This window comes from Paracidovorax oryzae ATCC 19882 (assembly GCF_000687165.1).
Classification (GTDB): Bacteria; Pseudomonadota; Gammaproteobacteria; order Burkholderiales; family Burkholderiaceae_C; genus Paracidovorax; species Paracidovorax oryzae.
Genome location: NZ_JMKU01000020.1, coordinates 88,408 through 106,652, shown reverse-complemented (window position 1 = coordinate 106,652; position 18,245 = coordinate 88,408). Strand labels below are relative to the sequence as shown.

The 18,245-nt window shown below is 70.7% G+C and carries 14 protein-coding genes and 1 pseudogene; 10 read left to right on the top strand and 5 right to left on the bottom strand.

Annotated features, from left to right (window positions below; genetic code table 11):
- The first annotated feature begins 124 nt into the window (after positions 1-124).
- The 3 genes from T336_RS0116330 to T336_RS0116320 all read left to right on the top strand — a co-directional run bounded on the left by T336_RS0116330 (position 125) and on the right by T336_RS0116320 (position 4,162).
- Positions 125-1,528: a cache domain-containing protein gene (locus T336_RS0116330; protein WP_026433365.1), complete on the top strand. Its 1,404-nt coding sequence runs from the start codon at positions 125-127 to the stop codon at positions 1,526-1,528.
- On the top strand, positions 1,525-2,175 hold the full coding sequence (locus tag T336_RS0116325) for a response regulator (RefSeq protein ID WP_019703609.1): 651 nt from the start codon (positions 1,525-1,527) through the stop codon (positions 2,173-2,175). The genes T336_RS0116330 and T336_RS0116325 overlap by 4 nt, the downstream gene beginning before the upstream one ends.
- A gap of 73 nt (positions 2,176-2,248) precedes the next feature.
- A complete protein-coding gene (locus T336_RS0116320) occupies positions 2,249-4,162 on the top strand; it encodes an EAL domain-containing protein (protein ID WP_026433364.1) in 1,914 nt (637 codons plus the stop codon).
- Between the two features lie 24 nt (positions 4,163-4,186).
- On the opposite strand, the gene T336_RS0116315 is transcribed toward T336_RS0116320, so the two are convergent.
- Both T336_RS0116315 and xdhC read right to left on the bottom strand, forming a co-directional pair.
- Positions 4,187-5,404 (bottom strand): urate hydroxylase PuuD, encoded by a 1,218-nt coding sequence (locus tag T336_RS0116315; RefSeq protein ID WP_026433363.1) that lies wholly within the window; start codon positions 5,402-5,404, stop codon positions 4,187-4,189.
- A 213-nt stretch (positions 5,405-5,617) separates the two neighbouring features.
- Positions 5,618-6,454, bottom strand: a complete 837-nt coding sequence (xdhC, locus tag T336_RS0116310) for a xanthine dehydrogenase accessory protein XdhC (RefSeq protein WP_026433362.1) — start codon at positions 6,452-6,454, stop codon at positions 5,618-5,620.
- Between the two features lie 146 nt (positions 6,455-6,600).
- On the opposite strand from xdhC, the gene T336_RS0116305 reads away from it, so the two are divergent.
- Positions 6,601-7,083 carry a hypothetical protein gene (locus tag T336_RS0116305; RefSeq protein ID WP_019703608.1) on the top strand — a complete coding sequence of 161 codons (483 nt, stop codon included), beginning with the start codon at positions 6,601-6,603 and terminating at the stop codon, positions 7,081-7,083.
- A 19-nt stretch (positions 7,084-7,102) separates the two neighbouring features.
- On the opposite strand, the gene uraH is transcribed toward T336_RS0116305, so the two are convergent.
- Positions 7,103-7,453, bottom strand: coding sequence for a hydroxyisourate hydrolase (gene uraH, locus T336_RS0116300; protein WP_019703607.1), 351 nt, complete (start codon positions 7,451-7,453; stop codon positions 7,103-7,105).
- A gap of 182 nt (positions 7,454-7,635) precedes the next feature.
- Between uraH and ggt the strand changes: the two genes are divergently transcribed.
- Positions 7,636-9,453: a gamma-glutamyltransferase gene (ggt, locus tag T336_RS0116295; RefSeq protein WP_051647264.1), complete on the top strand. Its 1,818-nt coding sequence runs from the start codon at positions 7,636-7,638 to the stop codon at positions 9,451-9,453.
- A 23-nt stretch (positions 9,454-9,476) separates the two neighbouring features.
- On the opposite strand, the gene T336_RS0116290 is transcribed toward ggt, so the two are convergent.
- A complete protein-coding gene (locus tag T336_RS0116290) occupies positions 9,477-10,442 on the bottom strand; it encodes an extracellular catalytic domain type 1 short-chain-length polyhydroxyalkanoate depolymerase (RefSeq protein ID WP_026433360.1) in 966 nt (321 codons plus the stop codon).
- Between the two features lie 383 nt (positions 10,443-10,825).
- Positions 10,826-12,164, bottom strand: a pseudogene (locus T336_RS25305) (glycerate kinase type-2 family protein).
- Between the two features lie 131 nt (positions 12,165-12,295).
- Here T336_RS25305 and T336_RS0116280 point away from each other — a divergent pair.
- From T336_RS0116280 to T336_RS0116260, 5 genes are all read left to right on the top strand, one after another.
- Complete coding sequence (locus T336_RS0116280) at positions 12,296-12,970, top strand: GntR family transcriptional regulator (RefSeq protein WP_019703603.1); 675 nt, start codon at positions 12,296-12,298, stop codon at positions 12,968-12,970.
- A gap of 40 nt (positions 12,971-13,010) precedes the next feature.
- Entirely contained in the window at positions 13,011-13,979 is a 969-nt protein-coding gene (puuE, locus tag T336_RS0116275) for an allantoinase PuuE (protein WP_026433358.1), read from the top strand.
- Positions 13,976-15,757, top strand: a complete 1,782-nt coding sequence (uraD, locus tag T336_RS0116270) for a 2-oxo-4-hydroxy-4-carboxy-5-ureidoimidazoline decarboxylase (RefSeq protein WP_026433357.1) — start codon at positions 13,976-13,978, stop codon at positions 15,755-15,757. Before puuE ends, uraD begins: the two co-directional genes overlap by 4 nt.
- On the top strand, positions 15,754-16,989 hold the full coding sequence (locus T336_RS0116265; RefSeq protein ID WP_026433356.1) for a M20 family metallopeptidase: 1,236 nt from the start codon (positions 15,754-15,756) through the stop codon (positions 16,987-16,989). The genes uraD and T336_RS0116265 overlap by 4 nt, the downstream gene beginning before the upstream one ends.
- A gap of 66 nt (positions 16,990-17,055) precedes the next feature.
- Positions 17,056-18,198, top strand: a complete 1,143-nt coding sequence (locus T336_RS0116260) for a glycosyltransferase family 4 protein (protein WP_026433355.1) — start codon at positions 17,056-17,058, stop codon at positions 18,196-18,198.
- The last annotated feature ends 47 nt before the right edge of the window (positions 18,199-18,245 follow it).

Genomic DNA, 18,245 nt, shown 5'->3' with positions numbered 1-18,245 from the left:
ACGGTACTCATCCGTATTAACAGGTTGTCACCGTGAGATGGAATACCGGGCATCACCCCCATAGCCGCCGATGCACTTTGCCGGTATCAGGCGAAATACTTCTCCCCACTTCGCGAGACAGACCATGCAACTGCGGCTGAAACTCCTGCTGCTATCCACCCTGCCCATCCTGGTGGCCCTCGGTTCCGTGGCCGCGACAGCACGGCACCAGACGCTCCGGCTGGCGCAGCAGGAGCGCGAACTGGTGGAGACGGCCTACCTGCACAGCAAGGAGACCGAACTGCGCCATTACGTGCAGCTCGCCCAGAGCGCGCTCGCACGCATCGCCGCCGAAGAGGCCGACCCCGTGGAGCGCCAGCGGCAGGCACTGGCGCTGCTCTCGCGCATGCAGTTCGGCCGGGACGGCTACTTCTTCGTCTACGACCGCGAAGGCAACGTGCTGCTGGACGCGCGGCACATGGGCCTGTCGGGCGTGGACCTGTGCGATCCCGGCGACCCGCGCAGCGAAGCACCGGCGAACCGGATCCTGGCGACGGCGCGCCAGGGCGGCGGGATGGTGCGCTATGACTGGCAGAAACCCTCTTCGCAGCTGATGGCGCCCAAGCTCGCCTATGTCACCACCCTGCCCGGCTGGGAGTGGATCCTGGGCACGGGGCTGTACCTGGACGACGTGCAGGAGACGCTGCGCCACATCGACCGGGCCGCGCAGGAGAACATCGACGGCACGCGGCAGCGCATCTACGGCATCGCCGCGCTGTGCATCGTGCTGATCGGGCTCGCGGGCCTGGCACTCAACCTGAGCGACCACCGCGTGGCCAGCGCCAAGCTGCGCCGGCTCGCGCAGCGGGTGGTGAGCTCGCAGGAGGAGGAGCGGGTGCGGGTGGCGCGCGAGCTGCACGACGGCGTGGTGCAGGTGCTCGTGTCCTCGAAATTCCTGCTGGAGACGGCGCAGGTGCAGTGGGCCGCGCGCGCCGCCCACGCCCCGCGCGACATGCTCGACCACGGGCTGGAGCGCCTCAACGATGCCCTGCTGGAGATCCGGCGCGTGTCCCACGGCCTGCGCCCCGCACTGCTGGACGACCTGGGGCTCGCGCCCGCGCTCGCGCTGATGGCGCAGGAGGTGGAGGAGCAGGGAGCGTTCAGCGTGCGCTTCGTGCTGCGCGGGCCGGCCGGGCCCCTGCCCACCAGCCACGGCACGGCACTGTTCCGCATTGCCCAGGAGGCGCTCACCAACGCCCGCATGCACGCGGGCGCCACCCATGTGGAGGTGGCGCTGCGCTTCACGCGCTGGCGGGTGAGCCTCTCGGTGCGCGACGACGGGCGCGGCTTCGACATGCAGCGCGTGCAGCGCGACGGCCAGGGCGGCATCGGCCTGCGCAACATGCGCGAGCGCATCGAAGGCCTGGGCGGCCGCTTCGCCATCGCGTCGGGCCGCGGCGGCACGCGCATCCTGGCGGTGCTCGACCGCCGGGAGGCCACCGCCGCCGGGCCGGCTGCCGGCATCGAACCCTACCAGGTGCCCGCATGAACGCCGAGCCCGGCCGGGATCCGATCCGCGTCCTGCTGGTGGACGACCATCCGCTGGTGCGCGACGGCGTGCGCATGCGCCTGGAAGCCACGCCCCACATCCGCGTGGCCGCCGAGGCGGGCGGCGTGCAGGAGGCCCTGGAACTCGCCGCCGCCGTGGCCCCGGACATCGTGCTGACGGACATCCGCATGCCCGACGGCAGCGGCATCGAGCTGGCCGCCGCGTTCCGCGAGCGCTTTCCGCTGGTGCGCGTGATGGTGCTGTCGATGCACCAGGATGCCGAATACGTGCGCCGCGCCGTGGGCCTGGGCGTGCGCGGCTATGTGCTCAAGGATGCGCCGGCCGGCCAGCTGGTGCAGGCCATCGAGACGGTGCGGGCGGGCGGGCGGCATTTCAGCGAAGGCGTGCGCGCGCTGGTGGACGGCGGCCAGCCGGCGCTGCCGCAGGCACGGTCGCTCACCCCGCGCGAGGCAGCGGTGCTGCGGCTGCTGGCGGAGGGCCGCTCCAACAAGGACATCGCCGAGCGGATGGGCACTTCGGTGCGCACGGTGGAAACGCACCGGCTCCACCTGCGGCGCAAGCTGCGCATCGACGGGCAGGCGGCGCTGGTGAAATACGCGGTGGCCTACGCGGACCTGCCCACTTAGCGGAATCCCCACCGTGGCACGGAACATGTCACTCCGATGTCATGGGCCGGGGATAACTTCGCGACAATTGTGTATGACTGTAACGACCGCCCCCGTCCATGACAGCGCTTTACAGGCGGTGCTCGCTTCGCTGTCGCCCGCGGTGCGGGACGGCGCGGGCCCGCTCGTGCGGCTCATGCGGGGCGGCGGGCTGTACTGTGTCTTCCAGCCCCTGGCCGATCTGCGCGAGGGCAACGTCTATGCCCACGAGGCCCTGATCCGCGGCCCGGCAGGCACGCCCCTGCACACGCCCGACCGACTGCTGGAGGCCGCGCTCTCGGAAGGCGTGCTGCAGGAGTTCGAGCTGCTGTGCGTGGCCATCGCCCTGCGGCAGTGGGGCGCGTCCGGCGGCGCCGGCCGCCTGTTCGTGAACATCAGCGCGGACGCCCTGGTGAGCGGGGTGTCGCTGTGCCGCGGCATGACCCTGGCCGGCGCGGCCCGGGCCGCGGGCGTGTCGGCGGAGAACGTGGTGCTGGAGATCACCGAGCACGAGCGCGTGGGCGACATGGCCTCGCTGCGCGAGGCGCTCAAGCAGGTGCACGCCTGCGGCGCCCGCATCGCGCTCGACGATTTCGGGGATGGCCGCTCCAGCCTGCGGCTCTGGTCCGAGACGCGGCCGGACTTCGTGAAGATCGACAAGTACTTCGTGCGCGACATCAGCGCCCATCCCGGGAACCTGCAGATGCTGCAGGCCATCAAGGGCATCGCCGACGTGTTCGGCACCACCCTGATCGCCGAGGGCATCGAGACGCAGGACGACCTGCGGGCGCTGCGCGACCTCGACATTCCCTACGGCCAGGGCTACCTGCTGGGCCGGCCGGCGCCCGGGCCGCGCGGTCGGATCGAGGCGCCGGCCCTGGACGCCGTGCGCGACCGCCGCGTGGCCATCCTGCCGCACCGCGGCCAGAACGCGCGCCCTGGCATCCTGCGCAACCTGCTGGTGGTGCATGCGCCCACGGCCACGGCCGAGACCAGCAACGACACGGTGGCCGGCTTCTTCAAGGCGCATCCCGAACTGCATGCCCTGCCGGTGCTCGACGGCGCCCGGCCCGTGGCGCTGATCAACCGCCAGCAGTTCATGAACCACTACGCGACGCTCTACTTCCGCGAGGTGCACGGGCGCAAGGCCTGCGCGGCCTTCGCGAACCCGGCCCCGCGGGTGGTGGAGCTCGACTGCGACGTGGACCAGCTCGTGGGCATCCTGACATCGCAGGACCAGCGCTACCTGAGCGACGGGTTCATCGTCACCGACAACGGCCGCTACGTGGGCCTGGGCACGGGCGAGCAATTGGTGCGCAGCGTGACCGAGGCCCGCATCGAGGCGGCGCGGCACGCCAATCCCCTCACCTTCCTGCCGGGCAACATTCCCATCAGCCTGCACATGCAGCGGCTGATCGACAGCGGCACGGAGTTCGTGGCCTGCTATGCCGACCTGAACCACTTCAAGCCCTTCAACGACTACTACGGCTACTGGCGCGGCGACCAGATGATCCGCCTCGTGGCGAGGCTGGCCGTGGCGCACTGCGATGCGCAGCGGGACTTCATCGGTCACGTGGGCGGGGACGACTTCATGCTGCTGTTCCAGAGCGGCGACTGGCTGCAGCGCTGCCAGCGCATCGTGGAAGACTTCGCGCGCGAGGCGTTCCAGCTGTTCGACGACGCCGCGCGCGCCGACGGCGGCATCTGGGCGGAAGACCGGCACGGGGTGAAGCGCTTCTTTCCCTGCACGACGCTGGCGATCGGGGCGGCGCGCGTGGTGCCGGGCACCATGCGCCACGCCGAGGAAGTGGCCAATGCCGCGGCGCTGGCCAAGCACGAAGCCAAGGGCTGCGCGAGCGGGCTGGCGTGGCGCACGGCGGAACGGTCCGCTCCCCAGGCGCACGCCAGCGGGTCCATACCGCTGCGCGCCTGGCAGGGATCGGACGCCACGGCCGCAGCGTCCGCCTGAGCGGCGGGTGCGGCCCGCCAGCGGTCAGCGGGCCGGCGCGCCGCCCTCGAACCAGCGCCGCACGAGATCCCGCTCGGCATCGGTCATGCCGGTGGCATTGTTCATGGGCATGAGCTTTTGCACCACCGCCTGCTGGTAGATGGCCTGGGCATGCTGCGCCACGGATTCGGCGGAATCCAGGCGCAGGTTCTTCATCTGCACCTGCTCGCCGTGGCACATGTAGCAGCGCTGCGCCAGCACCGGCTGCAGCTGGGCGTAGCCCACGGGCGCGGCGGCGGCCGCGGACGATGGCGCCGCCGGCACGGCGGGCGCCTGCGACAGCCGCAGCCCGGCGATGGTGCCGACGATGACGGCACAGCCCACCAGCGCATAGGGCAGCGGGTGCGCGTTGCGGCCCAGCTTCCAGCCGTGGCGCATCACGAAGAACTGGCGGATGGATGCGCCCGCGAACATCATCAGGATGAGGATGAGCCAGTTCTGCGGATGGCTCCAGGTGAAGCTGTAGTGGTTGGACAGCATGCAGAACAGCACCGGCAGCGTGAAGTAGGTGTTGTGCACGCTGCGCTGCTTGCCGCGCTTGCCGTGGACCGGGTCCACCGGCTGGCCGGCCTTCATCTGCGCGATCACCTTGCGCTGGCCCGGAATGATCCAGAAGAACACGTTGGCGCTCATGCTGGTGGCGATCATCGCGCCCACCAGCAGGAAGGCGGCGCGGCCCGCGAACCAGTGGCAGGCCAGCCAGGAAGCCGCGCACACCAGCACGAAGACCAGCGCGCCGACGATGGCATCGCCGTTCTTCCTCTGGCCGAAGACGCGGCAGATGGCGTCGTAGAGCAGCCAGAACACGGCCAGGAACGCCAGAGCGACCACGACGGCGGTGGCCGGCGCCCAGTCCATGCGCGACTTGTCGATGAGGTAGGTGCTGGCGCTCCAGAGGTAGGACACGGTGAACAGCGCGAAGCCGCTGATCCAGGTGCTGTAGCTTTCCCAGAAGAACCAGTGCAGGTGCTTCGGCAGTTGCGGCGGCGCGCCCGCGAACTTCACCGGGTGGTAGAAGCCGCCGCCGTGCACGGCCCAGAGTTCGCCGCTCACGCCCTGGCGCTTCAGGTCCTCATCGACCGGCGGGGTGAGGCTGGAATCGAGGAAGACGAAATAGAACGACGACCCGACCCAGGCGATGGCGGTGATGACATGGACCCAGCGCAGCAGCAGGTTGGCCCAGTCGAGGAGATAGCTTTCCATGGTGGCTCTCAACTTCGTGCGCGGCCCGTTGCATCGGGGGCGGCCGCGCGGCAACCTGCTCACCACGGCGGGCGCTCTGAGCAGCGGGAAGGCCGCGCACCGGATGCACGCCCTCCCCCGTGGGAGCGACGGCATCGCCTTGCACCGCTGCGACCTGTGGCCCGAGTGTATGCAGGTTCCGTTCCCGGCGCGACGGGAGAGGCCCGGATGGCGTCACCCGCGCGGCAGGGGCGGCAGGGTGGCGAGCAGCTGGGCCGCCACCGATACCGCGATCACTTCCGGCTCCTTGCCCGCGATGCCCGGCAGGCCGATGGGACAGGTGACGTGCGCCAGTTCCTGCGGCCCGAACCCCCGGGCTTGCAGCCGGTGCGAGAACGTCGCCCACTTGGTGCGGCTGCCGATGAGCCCGACGAACGGCAGGTCGCCCTGCGCGCGCTGCCGCGCGAGGCAGGCGGCGACCACGTCGAGATCCTCCGCGTGGCTGAAGCTCATGACGAGCACGCGCGAGCCCGGCGCCAGTCCCGGCACGGCCGCATGCACGGGCTCGGAGTGCTCGCAATGCGCCCCGCCGGCCTCGGCATCCGGAGGGAAGACCCCGTCGCGGCTGTCGATCCAGGTGAGCTCGAAGGGCAGCGGCGCCAGCACGCGCGCCAGCGCATGGCCCACGTGCCCCGCGCCGAAGAGCGCCACCGGCGCGCGTGCGGGCGCCAGACGCCGCGCGAGCGCCTCGCGGTCCGGCGCTTGCACGCGGGTGAAGCGCAGGTGGACCACCCCGCCGCAGCACTGGCCCAGGCTCGGCCCCAGGGCGAACCTCGCCACCGGGGGCGCGGCCTGGGCCGGCGCGGCCAGGCGCGCCAGCGCCTCGCGCATGGCATCCCATTCCAGCCGGCCGCCGCCGATGGTGCCCAGCAGTGGCCCGTCGGCGAACACGGCCATCCACGCGCCGCGCTCCCGCGGCACCGATCCCTGGATAGACTCCACCTCGACCAGGCACGCCGGCCGTGCGGCCAGCCCCTGGAGCAAGGCCTGCAGGGCGGACGTCAACGCCATGGCGCGCCCCCGCGTTGGGCCCTGCATGGCCTGGCGCATGCCCGCCACTTTTTCCAGCAGCCCGCCACGGACCACCGATGAAGCCTTCCACCCCCTCTTCCCACGGCCCGACGGGTGCCGGACGCCACTGGCTGCTGGCCGGCCTGATGGCGGCCGTCGCCTCCCTCGTGGCCGCCTGCAAGTCGGGGCCGGAGACGGCCCCCGCGCCCGACGAAGCCAGCGCCCCTGCCGCCGAGGCATCCAGCGGCGTCAAGGGCCCGGAGCCGGCCACGCGCGGCTCGGCGCGCACCTCGGCCGCGGCCAATCCGCGCGCCTACCGGCAGGACGCCGCCACGCACCTCTACGGCCTGAACCAGGCGCGCATCTACAAGGGAAAGCTGCCGCCCCTGCTCTACGCCATCGGCACGCTGCAGGTGGACATCGACCGCAACGGGCAGGTCACCCGCCTGTCCTGGATGCGCGCACCGCGCCACGCGCCGGAGGTGATCGCGGAGATCGAACGCACCGTGCGCGCCGCGGCCCCCTACCCCGTGCCCGAGCGGATGGGCCGCGTGACCTACACCGACACCTGGCTCTGGCACAAGTCGGGCCGGTTCCAGCTCGACACGCTGACCGAGGGCCAGCTCTGACGCCTGCGGGCCCGGCAGTTCAGGAGCCACGGTAGGTCGAGTAGCTCCAGGGGCTGACCAGCAGCGGCACGTGGTAGTGCTGGTCGGCATGGGCCACGCCGAAATCCAGGCTCACGCGGTCGAGGAAGGTCGGCTCGGGCAGCGCCACGCCGCGCACGCGGAAGTACGCGCCCACCTCGAACGACAGCCGGTAGGTGCCGGGACGCAGGCTGGCGTTGTCGAAGAGCGGCGCATCGGTGCGGCCGTCCTGGTTGAGCACCAGTTCCTTGAGCAGCCGGGCCTGGCCGCCCGCGGTGTCGTAGAGCGAGACGGCCATGCCCGCGGCCGGGCAGCCGTGCATGGTGTCGAGAACGTGCGTACTGAGGCCCATGGAGCATCTCCTGTTATCCGGGATGCGCCAGTGTATGCAGGCTCCATGCCTGCGCCGGCATTCCGGCAGGGCCTGTAACGAACCGTGACGTGACTTGCGGGACACCCGCTCTACACTGTCCGCCCCTGCCGGCGGCGTTCCGCGCCGGCAGGCATTACAACGACAGGAAAGGGCTTCGACCGATGACTTCCCCCCGCCTCCAACGCCCCTGGCTGCTTGCTGGAAGCAGCGTGCTCGCGCTGCTGGCCATCGCGGGCTGCGCGAACCTCCCCGGCGCGGCGGCGCCTTCCGCGGACACCGCGCAGGCCCCGGAAGGCGCCCCCCAGCAGACGCCGGCCGCACGCGCGGCGGGCCGCGCCTACGACATGGACATGGATGTCTTCCATCCGGTCGTGGCGCGCAACGGCATGGTGGCCACCGAGCAGGAACTGGCCTCCAAGGTGGGCCTGGACATCCTGCGGGCCGGCGGCAACGCGGTCGATGCGGCCGTGGGCGTGGGCTTCGCGCTGGCCGTGGTGCTGCCCAACGCCGGCAACCTGGGCGGCGGCGGCTTCATGATGGTGTACGACGCGAAGAGCGGCAAGAGCGTGGCGCTGGACTTCCGCGAGATCGCGCCCCGCAAGGCGAGCCGCGACATGTACCTGGACGATAAGGGCAACGTGATCGACGGCAAGTCGCTCTACACGCACTACGCCGTGGGCGTGCCGGGCACGGTGGCGGGCCTGGAGCATGCGCTCAAGACCTGGGGCACCCAGCCGCTGTCGAAGGTGATCGCACCCGCGATCGCGCTGGCGGACAAGGGCTTTCCCGTGAGCCTCACGCTGGCCAAGACGCTGGCGCAGGAGCGCGACAACATGGGCCGCTGGCCCGCCACGCGGCAGATCTTCTGGCGCGGCGACGCACCCCTCAAGATCGGCGACCGGCTGGTGCAGAAAGACCTCGCCCAATCCCTGCGGCTCATCTCGCAGCAGGGCGCCAAGGCGTTCTACCAGGGCCCGATCGCGCGGCGCATCGCGGCCGAGATGGCACCCTATCCCGGCGCCCTGAGCCTGCAGGACCTGCGCGACTACGAGGTCGTGGAGCGCACACCCGTGCGCGGCACCTACCGAGGCTACGAAGTGGTCACGATGCCCCCGCCCTCGTCGGGCGGCGCCCACCTCGTGCAGCTGCTCAACATGCTCGAGCCGATGCCGCTCGCCCAGTGGGGCCCGGGCAGCGCCCAGACACTGCACATGATGGCCGAGAGCATGAAGCTGGCCTACGCCGACCGCTCCGAATACCTGGGCGACCCGGATTTCGTGAAGATCCCGCTCAAGGGACTGACCTCCAAGGCCTACGCCGCCTCGCTCGCGAAAACCATCGACCCGAACAAGGCACGCCCCGCCAGGGACATCAAGCCGGGACAGCCGCAGCCCTACGAGAGCGACCAGACCACGCACTTCTCGGTGGTGGACAAGGCCGGCAACGCGGTAGCGGTGACCTATACGCTCAACACCAACTTCGGCAGCGGCATCGTGGCCAAGGGCACGGGCATCCTGCTCAACAACGAGATGGACGACTTCGCCGCCAAGCCCGGCGTGGCGAATGCCTATGGCCTCGTGGGCGGCGATGCCAACGCGGTGGCCGGCGGCAAGCGGCCGCTCTCGTCCATGACGCCCACGCTGGTGCTCAAGGATGGCAAGCCGGTGCTCGTCACCGGCAGCCCCGGCGGCGCGCGCATCATCACCACGGTGCTGCAGACCGTGGTCAACGTGATCGACTTCGGCATGAACCCGGCCGAGGCCGCGGCCGCCCCGCGCATCCACCACCAGTGGACCCCCGACGAGCTGCGCATCGAGAACGGCTTCTCGCCGGACACGCTGTCCATCCTGAAGTCGCGCGGCCACAACCTGGCCCTGAAGCCCTCCATGGGCCGCACGCAGACCATCCAGCGCAAGGACGGCGTGCTGTTCGGCTATTCCGATCCGCGCAATCCGGACGGGCTCACGCTGGGGTACTGATCGCGGCCCGCGCCCACCCGCCGTCAGACCACGGGCCGCATCGGGTGGGCGAGGAAGAAGCGCAGCATTTCCGCGCTGGCGTCCACGCCGTCCACGTCGGTGAATGTGCCCTGCCCGTCGCCGCCGGACCACGCGTGGCCCGTTCCATGGAGTTCCCACAACTCGGCGCCGCAGCGTCCCGTGCAGTCCTCATAGACCGTCCGGGTGAACCGGCGCCCTCCCGCCGAGACACCCGCCGCCGTCCGGGGCAGCATGGCCCGCAGGGTTTCGCTCTCGTGGGCTTTCACCGCCGCATCGATCACGGCGCCGGCATTGCCGGGATGCACGGTCGTGTCGCCATCGCCGTGGAACACGATCGCCGGCACCGCCCGGGCGCGGCCCGCGCGACCGCCGGGCGCCGGGTTTCCGCTGCGCATCACGGACAGCGCCGACATGGCATCGTTCGCGGCACCTGCACGCAGGCCGGAATGCACCCCCACGGCGGCGAAGACGTCGGGGTAGCTGCAAGCCAGGATGTCCGCCATGGCCCCTCCCGCCGACAGTCCCGCCACAAACAAGCGGGACCGGTCCATCCGGTACTCCTGCGCGATCGAGAGCGCCAGCGCAGCCAGCACGGCGGGTTCGCCGCCGTCCCGGCCCTGGTGCTGTGGCTTGAACCAGTTCCAGCACCGGTGTGCGTTCTCCCATTGCGCCTGCTCCGGGTACAGCACCGCCACCCCTGCGTCGCGTGCATGGGCATGCATCTGCGTGCCGGCCGCGAAATCGCCGGCATCCTGGGTGCAGCCGTGGAGCATGACCACCATCGGGCAGGGCGGCGCGCCCTCGGCGCGCGGCGGAAGACACAGCCAGTAGGCGAGCGTTCGGCCCCGGTGCGTGAACTTGCCGCGTATCCATTGTTCGGGGTCCATGCGGTCCGGCCCGGCATCCGGCAACGGGACCTGGCGTGCGCGCCGCATGGACTCGGCGGTGATGGTGGGAAATTCAGTCATGCGGGCCCACTATGGACGGACCGCCTCCGCTGCAGTGCAGCAATTACGCCCATCCCGGCGTGCTCGCCGTCCTACGCAGCTGTCCGCCGCAGGCGGCATGGCCGCGATGGCAGTGCCCCTAGGGCCTGTTAACGCTATGCAAGGGGTCGCGAAGCTCATCACAGCCCGCCGATCAAGGCGCGCGACGCCGTGCGTGTGTCCACACGCACAAGGAGCGCAACGCCGGGGGGCGGGCTGTGATGGGCTTCCCTTCGGGTTGCTTCGCGAAGGGGCCGTTTGCGGCGTTGCCCGTGCTTGCAAGGCCCCGGCCTTGCTACGCCCAGGCGCCTTGCACCCAGCCCTTCGCGAAGCAACGCGATCCCCTTGCATAGCGTTAACAGGCCCTAGAGCACCAGCAGCGCGCGGAAGTCGTTCACGTTGGTGTGCGTCGGCCCGGTAACCACGAGGTCGCCCAGGGCGGCGAAGAACCCGTAGGCGTCATTGCGCGCGAGATGGTCGTCCACGCGCAGCCCCGCCCGGGCCGCGCGGACCAGCGTGTCCGGCCCGACGAAGGCGCCGGCGTTGTCCTCCACCCCGTCGATGCCGTCGGTGTCGGCGGCCAGCGCCCACACCCCCTCCTGTCCCTGCAGCGCACGGGCCAGCCCCAGGCAGAACTCGCCAGCGCGGCCACCGCGGAGCGCCGGGTGGCCGTTCGCGCACCGTCACCGTGGTCTCGCCGCCAGAGAGGATGGCGCAGGGCCGGGCGAACGGCTCTCCGCGCCGCGCCACCGACCGGGCGAGCGCCGCATGCACGGCCCCCACGTCGCGCGATTCGCCCTCCATCTCGTCCGAGAGGATGTGCACCGCCAGGCCCGCGGACCGCGCCGCCGCGGCCGCCGCCTCCAGCGACTGCCGCGGCGTGGCGATCAGGTGCACGTCCGGCGCCTGGCCCTCCACGGGCTTGGGCGTTTCCAGCGAGCCGGCCTCCAGCGCCGCGCGCACGGCCGGCGGCAGGGCGATGCGGTGGCGGTCGAGGATGCGCAATGCGTCCCCGCAGGTGGTGTCGTCCGGCACGGTGGGGCCGCTGGCGATCACGGCCGGGTCGTCGCCGGGCACGTCGCTGATCGCGAGCGTCACCACCCGCGCCGGGGCGCAGGCGGCGGCCAGCCGGCCACCCTTGATGCGCGAGAGGTGCTTGCGCACGCAGTTCATGTCCGCGATGCCCGCACCGCACTCCAGCAATGCCCGGTTGATGCGCTGCTTGTCTTCCAGCGCCAGGCCCTCGGCAGGCAGCGTGAGCAGCGCGGAGCCGCCGCCGGAGATCAGGCAGACCACGAGATCGTCGGCGGTGAGCCCGTGCGCCAGGTCCAGCATGCGCCGCGCCGCCGCCTCGCCCGCCGCATCGGGCACCGGATGCGCGGCTTCCACGATGTCGATGCGCGCAGGCACCCCGTCCGGCCGCGGCGGCACGTGGCCATAGCGCGTGACGACCAGCCCGGACAGCGGCGCCCGCGCCGGCCACAGCGCCTCCATCGCGTGGGCCATGGCCCCGCCGGCCTTGCCGGCGCCCAGCACCAGCGTGCGGCCCCGGGGCGGGGGCGGCAGGTACTCCGCCATGCGCCGCGACGGCAGGGCCGCCTGGACGGCCATGTCGTAGAGATGGCGCAGGAAGCGGACGGGCTCGGTGGCGGGATCGGGTGCGGGCAACGAAGCAGCAGCAGACGGCAGGTCGGGGAAGGTCATGCGCAGATTCTGGCGCAGGCATGCGGTGCGGGGGCGGCGTGGCGCGCACCACCGCGATGCGGGAATGCCCTGAGGCGGGGCCCGAATTTGGTGCACAAAAAGTGCATACAAAAATCCGGTCCGCCGCTATCATGGGCCGGATGGAACCCTCCACCACCAGCGCCATCGTCGCGAGCCTGACCAAGGCCATCGTGGAGCACCGCCTGCTGCCGGGCGCCAAGCTGGCCGAGCAGAAGCTGGCGGACCACTTCGGCGTGTCGCGCACCCTGGTGCGGCAGGCGCTCTTCCAGTTGTCGCAGAACCGGCTCGTCACGCTGGAGCCGGCGCGCGGGGCGTTCGTCGCGGCGCCATCGGCCGAGGAGGCGCGGCAGGTGTTCGCCGTGCGCCGCATGCTGGAAGCCGAGATGACGCGCGCCTTCGTGCGCGAGGTGACGCCCGCCCGGGTACGGGCCCTGCGCGAGCACGTCGCGCGCGAGAAGCAGGCGGTGGACGAGGCCGACGTGCCGGGCCGCACCGAGCTGCTCGGCGATTTCCACGTGCGCATGGCGGAGCTCATGGGCAACGAGGTGCTCGCGCAGATGCTGGGCGAGCTGATTTCCCGCTGCGCGCTCATCACCCTCATGTACCAGAGTGCCGACGAGGCCGCGCATTCGCACGAGGAGCACGGCCACATCGTGCAGGCCCTCGCCGACCGCGATGCCGACCTGGCCGTGCGCCTGATGGACGAGCACCTGCGCCACGTGGAGGCCAGCCTGGCCTTCGACCGCGCACACCCCGCCAACGAACTGTCGCGCGCGCTCTCCTGATCCCCCCTGCCGCCCCTTTTTTCCCAACGCCGCCACCGCCATGACCGCACCGCCGCTCTACGACGCCACCCTGCCCTACCCGCGCGACCTCGTGGGCTACGGGCGCAATCCGCCGCATGCGCGCTGGCCCGGGGGCGCACGCATCGCCGTGCAGTTCGTGCTGAACTACGAGGAAGGCGGCGAGAACGCCACCCTGCACGGCGACGCGGGCAGCGAGCAGTTCCTCTCGGAGATGTTCAACCCGGCCAGCTACCCCGACCGCCACATCAGCATGGAGGGCATCTACGAGTACGGCTCCCGCGCGGGTGTCTGGCGCCTGCTGCGCGAGTTCGAGCGCCGCGGGCTGCCGCTCACCGTCTTCGGCGTGGCGACGGCGCTGCAGCGCCACCCGGAGGTGACCGCCGCCTTCGCAGAACTGGGCCACGACATCGCCTGCCACGGCCTGAAGTGGATCCACTACCAGAACGTGCCCGAGGACGTGGAGCGCGCCCACATGGCCGAGGCCATGGACATCATCCGGCGCCTCACGGGCGAGCGCCCGCTGGGCTGGTACACCGGCCGCGACAGTCCCAACACCCGCCGCCTGGTGGCCGACTACGGCGGCTTCGCCTACGACAGCGACTACTACGGCGACGACCTGCCTTTCTGGATGAAAGTGCGCAAGACCGACGGCACCGATGCCACGCAGCTCATCGTGCCCTACACGCTCGATTGCAACGACATGCGCTTCGCGCTGCCGCAGGGCTACTCGCACGCCGACCCGTTCTTCCAGTACATGAAGGACACCTTCGACGCGCTCTACGCCGAAGGCGACCCGGCCGGTGACGACCGCCCCAAGATGATGAGCATCGGCATGCACTGCCGCCTGCTGGGCCGCCCGGGCCGCATCACGGCGCTGCAGCGCTTCCTCGACCATGTCCAGCGCCACGAGCACGCCTGGGTGTGCCGCCGCATCGACATCGCGCGCCACTGGGCCGCGACCCATCCCTGCCCGGAGGTGACGCCATGACCCTGACCCTCGACCAGCTCAACGCCGCGCCCGCGGACGAAGCCGCGCGCATGCTGGACGGCCTGTACGAGCATTCGCCCTGGATCGCCGAGGCCGCGCTGTCCGCGCGCCCCTTCCGCACGCTGGCACAGTTCAAGTACGCCCTGGTGCGCGTGCTGGACGCCGCACCGCGCGAGGCGCAGCTGGCCCTGATCCGTGCCCACCCCGAGTTGGCCGGCAAGGCCATGGTGTCGCGCTCGCTCACGGCCGAATCGACCGGCGAGCAGTCCCGCGCAGGGCTCACGCACTGCACGCCGGAGGAATTCGATCGCCTGCAGCAGCTCAATGCCGACTACAACGCGCGCTTCGGTTTCCCGTTCATCCTGGCCGTGCGCGGCCCGCGCGGCACCGGGCTGCCGCGCCAGGAGATCATCGAGACCTTCGCGCGGCGCCTGGACAGCCACCCGGACGCCGAATTCGCCGAGGCGCTGCGCAACATCCACCGCATCGCCGAGATCCGCCTGAACGACAAGTTCGGCGTGGAGCCCACACTCGGCAACGACGTCTGGGACTGGCAGGAGAAGCTCGCGCAGCACAGCGACCCGGGCTTTGCCGAGAAGGGCCAGCTCACCGTCACCTACCTGACCGATGCGCACCGGGCCTGCGCGCAGCGCATCAGCCACTGGATGCGGGACTGCGGTTTCGACGAGGTCGAGGTGGACGCCGTGGGCAACGTGGTCGGGCGCTACCACGCAGCCACGCCCGCCGGGCAGAAATGGCTCATGACCGGCAGCCACTACGACACCGTGCGCAACGGCGGCAAGTACGACGGGCGCTTGGGGGTGTTTGTGCCCATGGCCTGCGTGCGCGAGCTGCACCGCGCGGGCCGCCGCCTGCCCTTCGGCATCGAGGTGGTGGGTTTCGCCGAAGAGGAGGGCCAGCGCTATGCCGCCACCTTCCTCGGCTCGGGCGCGCTGATCGGTGACTTCCGCAACGAATGGCTGGACCAGCGCGACGCCGACGGAGTGACCCTGCGCGAAGCCATGCAGCATGCCGGCCTGTGCATCGACGACATCCCGAAGCTGCGGCGCGACCCGGCCGCCTACCTGGGCTTCGTGGAGGTGCATATCGAACAGGGGCCGGTGCTCAATGAACTCGGCCTGCCGCTGGGCGTGGTCACCTCCATCAACGGCAGCGCGCGCTACGTGTGCGAGATGCTGGGCGTGGCGAGCCACGCCGGCACCACGCCCATGGACCGCCGGCGCGATGCGGCCACCGCCGTGGCGGAACTGGCGCTCTACGTGGAGCGCCGCGCCGCCCAGGACGGCGACTCGGTGGGCACCATCGGGCAGTTGCAGGTGCCCGGGGGCTCCGTCAACGTGGTTCCCGGCCGCTGCACGTTCAGCCTGGACCTGCGCGCACCCACCGACGCGCAGCGCGACGCGCTCGTCGCCGACGTGCTGGCCGAACTGGAGGCAATCGCCGGCCGCCGCGGCCTGCGCCATACGGCCCGGCGCTCCATGCAGGCCAGCGCCGCGCCCAGCGCACCGGCCTGGCAGCAGCGCTGGGAAGCCGCGGTCGAGGCCGCGGGGCTGCCGGTTTTCCGGATGCCGAGCGGCGCCGGCCACGACGCGATGAAGCTGCACGAGATCCTGCCGCAGGCGATGCTGTTCGTGCGCGGCCAGAACGGCGGCATCAGCCACAACCCCCTGGAAAGCACCACGAGCGACGACATGCAGCTCGCCGTGGAGGCGTTCTCCCATCTCCTGAACCAACTCGCCCAGGAAAAGAACCCATGAGCAGCAGCACCTACGCAGACATCGACGCCTGGATCGACCGGCACTTCGACGAGGAGGTGCAGTTCCTGCAGGCCCTCGTGCGCGTGCCCACCGACACGCCGCCCGGCAACAACGCCCCGCATGCCGAACGCACCGCGGAACTGCTGCAGGGCTTCGGCTACGCGGCGGAGAAACACGCCGTGCCCGAGAGCGAGGTGCGCGCCTACGGCATGGAGTCGGTCACCAACCTGATCGTGCGCCGCCCCTATGGCGCGGGCGGCCCGACGGTCGCGCTCAATGCCCACGGCGATGTGGTGCCACCCGGCGAAGGCTGGACGCACGACCCCTACGGCGCCGAGATCGTGGAGGGGAAGATGTACGGTCGCGCGACGGCCGTGAGCAAGAGCGACTTCGCCTCGTTCACGTTTGCGGTGCGCGCGCTCGAGGCCGTGGCCCGCCCGGCGCGCGGGGCGGTGGAGCTTCATTTCACCTACGACGAGGAATTCGGCGGCGAACTCGGCCCCGGCTGGCTGCTCGCGCAGGGCCTGACGAAGCCCGACCTGATGATCGCCGCGGGCTTCAGCTACGAAGTCGTGACGGCGCACAACGGCTGCCTGCAGATGGAAGTGACCGTGCACGGCAAGATGGCCCATGCCGCCGTGCCGCACACGGGCGTCGATGCGCTGCAGGGCGCCGTGCACATCCTGAACGCGCTCTACCAGCAGAACACCGCCTACCGGCAGGTCACGTCGAAGGTCGAGGGCATCAAGCACCCCTACCTGAACGTGGGCCGCATCGAAGGCGGCACCAACACCAACGTCGTGCCCGGCAAGGTGGTCTTCAAGCTCGACCGCCGCATGATCCCGGAAGAGAACCCCGTGGAGGTGGAAGCCGCGATCCGCCGCGTGATCGACGAGGCCGCCGCCGGCTGCGAGGGCATCCGCGTGGAAGTGCGCCGCCTGCTGCTGGCCAACGCGATGACCCCGCTGGCGGGCAACCGCCCCCTGGTGGACGCGATCCAGCGCCACGCGGAAGCCGTGTTCGGCGAACGCCCGCCGGCCGTGGGTACGCCGCTCTACACCGACGTGCGGCTCTACGTGGAGCGCGGCATTCCGGGCGTGATCTACGGCGCCGGCCCGCGCACCGTGCTCGAATCGCACGCCAAGCGCGCGGACGAGCGCGTGGAGCTCGAGGACCTGCGGCGCGCCACCAAGGTGATCGCGCGGGCGCTGCACGATTTGCTCGCCGGCTGATTCCACGCCGGCACGATCCAGGGGCCCGGGCGCTCGATAAACTACGCGCCAGGAGGCGCCCTGGCTGTGGACATCATTCTGGCTACCGAGTCGATCAGGTATCCGCTGACCGGTGTCGGCCGCTACACGCAGGAGTTGGCTCGGCAATTAACCCAGCTTCCGGAAATCGGATCGCTGCGTTTCCTGCATGGCGGGCGCCTGCGCGATAGATTGCCTGGCATTGGCACAGGGACCTCGGCACTACCATGGCTGGCCGACAACCTGTCCCGCGTCGAACCCGTAGCCAATGGCCTGCGGCACCTTTCCCGCATGGCCAAGGCCCGGGCACTCCGAGGTTCGGAGCGTGCACTGTTCCATGGTTGCAACTACTACCTGCCGGTATTCGACGGGCCCTGCATAGCCACCTTCCACGACGTATCGGTCTACCACTGGGCAAGTTGCCACCGCGCTGACCGTGTGCGCTACATGCGCCGGGAACTGGCGCGGTCCCTGGAACGGGCGCAACTGATCCTCACGGTTTCAGAGTTCTCGCGCAGAGAAATCGCCGCCCAGTTCGGTTGGCCGCTGGATCGGATACGGGCGATCCCGTTGGGATGCAGCGACGTCTTCCGGCCACATGCGAGCGCCGAGTTGGAATCCCCTCTGCAAGCCCTCGGATTGCGTCAGGACGGATATTGCCTGTTCGTAGGCACCGTCGAGCCCAGGAAGAATCTCGGCACCCTGCTGGATGCCTACTCCCTGCTACCTGACAGGCTGCGCAGGCGCTGGCCGCTGGTAGTGGCCGGCCATGGCGGATGGAACAGCCATGCCGTGCACGTCCGCATGCAGCACGCCGAACGGGCCGGCTGGCTGCGGTACCTGGGCTATGTCGACGACGCGCGCCTTCCTGCCCTCGTGTCAGGCGCACGGCTTTTCGCGTTTCCTTCGCTGTACGAGGGGTTCGGATTGCCCGTGCTGGAAGCGATGGCCAGCGGCACCCCTGTGCTGTGCTCGGATACATCGGCGCTGCCCGAGGTGACCGGCAATGCCGCAGCGCTCTTCAACCCTCTCGACGCGGACGCTCTCGCGGCCCTGCTCGCCCGCGGGCTGGAGGATGTGCAGTGGCGCAGAGACGCCAGCGCGGCGGGGCGCCAGCGCGCACTCCAGTTCAGCTGGCGCCGGTGCGCAGAACTCACCGCGGACGCTTATCGCGATGCATTGCCAACCTGATCTGGCACCCTCGACGGTGGTCTGCAGTGGAGAAATCATCCATCCCG

Excerpts from the sequence above, each read along its gene's own strand:
- T336_RS0116330 (WP_026433365.1), top strand. The coding sequence starts at position 125 with ATGCAACTGCGGCTGAAACTCCTGCTGCTATCCACCCTGCCCATCCTG.
- T336_RS0116325 (WP_019703609.1), top strand. The coding sequence starts at position 1,525 with ATGAACGCCGAGCCCGGCCGGGATCCGATCCGCGTCCTGCTGGTGGAC.
- T336_RS0116320 (WP_026433364.1), top strand. The coding sequence starts at position 2,249 with ATGACTGTAACGACCGCCCCCGTCCATGACAGCGCTTTACAGGCGGTG.
- T336_RS0116315 (WP_026433363.1), bottom strand. The coding sequence starts at position 5,404 with ATGGAAAGCTATCTCCTCGACTGGGCCAACCTGCTGCTGCGCTGGGTC.
- xdhC (WP_026433362.1), bottom strand. The coding sequence starts at position 6,454 with ATGGCGTTGACGTCCGCCCTGCAGGCCTTGCTCCAGGGGCTGGCCGCA.
- T336_RS0116305 (WP_019703608.1), top strand. The coding sequence starts at position 6,601 with ATGGCGGCCGTCGCCTCCCTCGTGGCCGCCTGCAAGTCGGGGCCGGAG.
- uraH (WP_019703607.1), bottom strand. The coding sequence starts at position 7,453 with ATGGGCCTCAGTACGCACGTTCTCGACACCATGCACGGCTGCCCGGCC.
- ggt (WP_051647264.1), top strand. The coding sequence starts at position 7,636 with ATGACTTCCCCCCGCCTCCAACGCCCCTGGCTGCTTGCTGGAAGCAGC.
- T336_RS0116290 (WP_026433360.1), bottom strand. The coding sequence starts at position 10,442 with ATGACTGAATTTCCCACCATCACCGCCGAGTCCATGCGGCGCGCACGC.
- T336_RS0116280 (WP_019703603.1), top strand. The coding sequence starts at position 12,296 with ATGGGCCGGATGGAACCCTCCACCACCAGCGCCATCGTCGCGAGCCTG.
- puuE (WP_026433358.1), top strand. The coding sequence starts at position 13,011 with ATGACCGCACCGCCGCTCTACGACGCCACCCTGCCCTACCCGCGCGAC.
- uraD (WP_026433357.1), top strand. The coding sequence starts at position 13,976 with ATGACCCTGACCCTCGACCAGCTCAACGCCGCGCCCGCGGACGAAGCC.
- T336_RS0116265 (WP_026433356.1), top strand. The coding sequence starts at position 15,754 with ATGAGCAGCAGCACCTACGCAGACATCGACGCCTGGATCGACCGGCAC.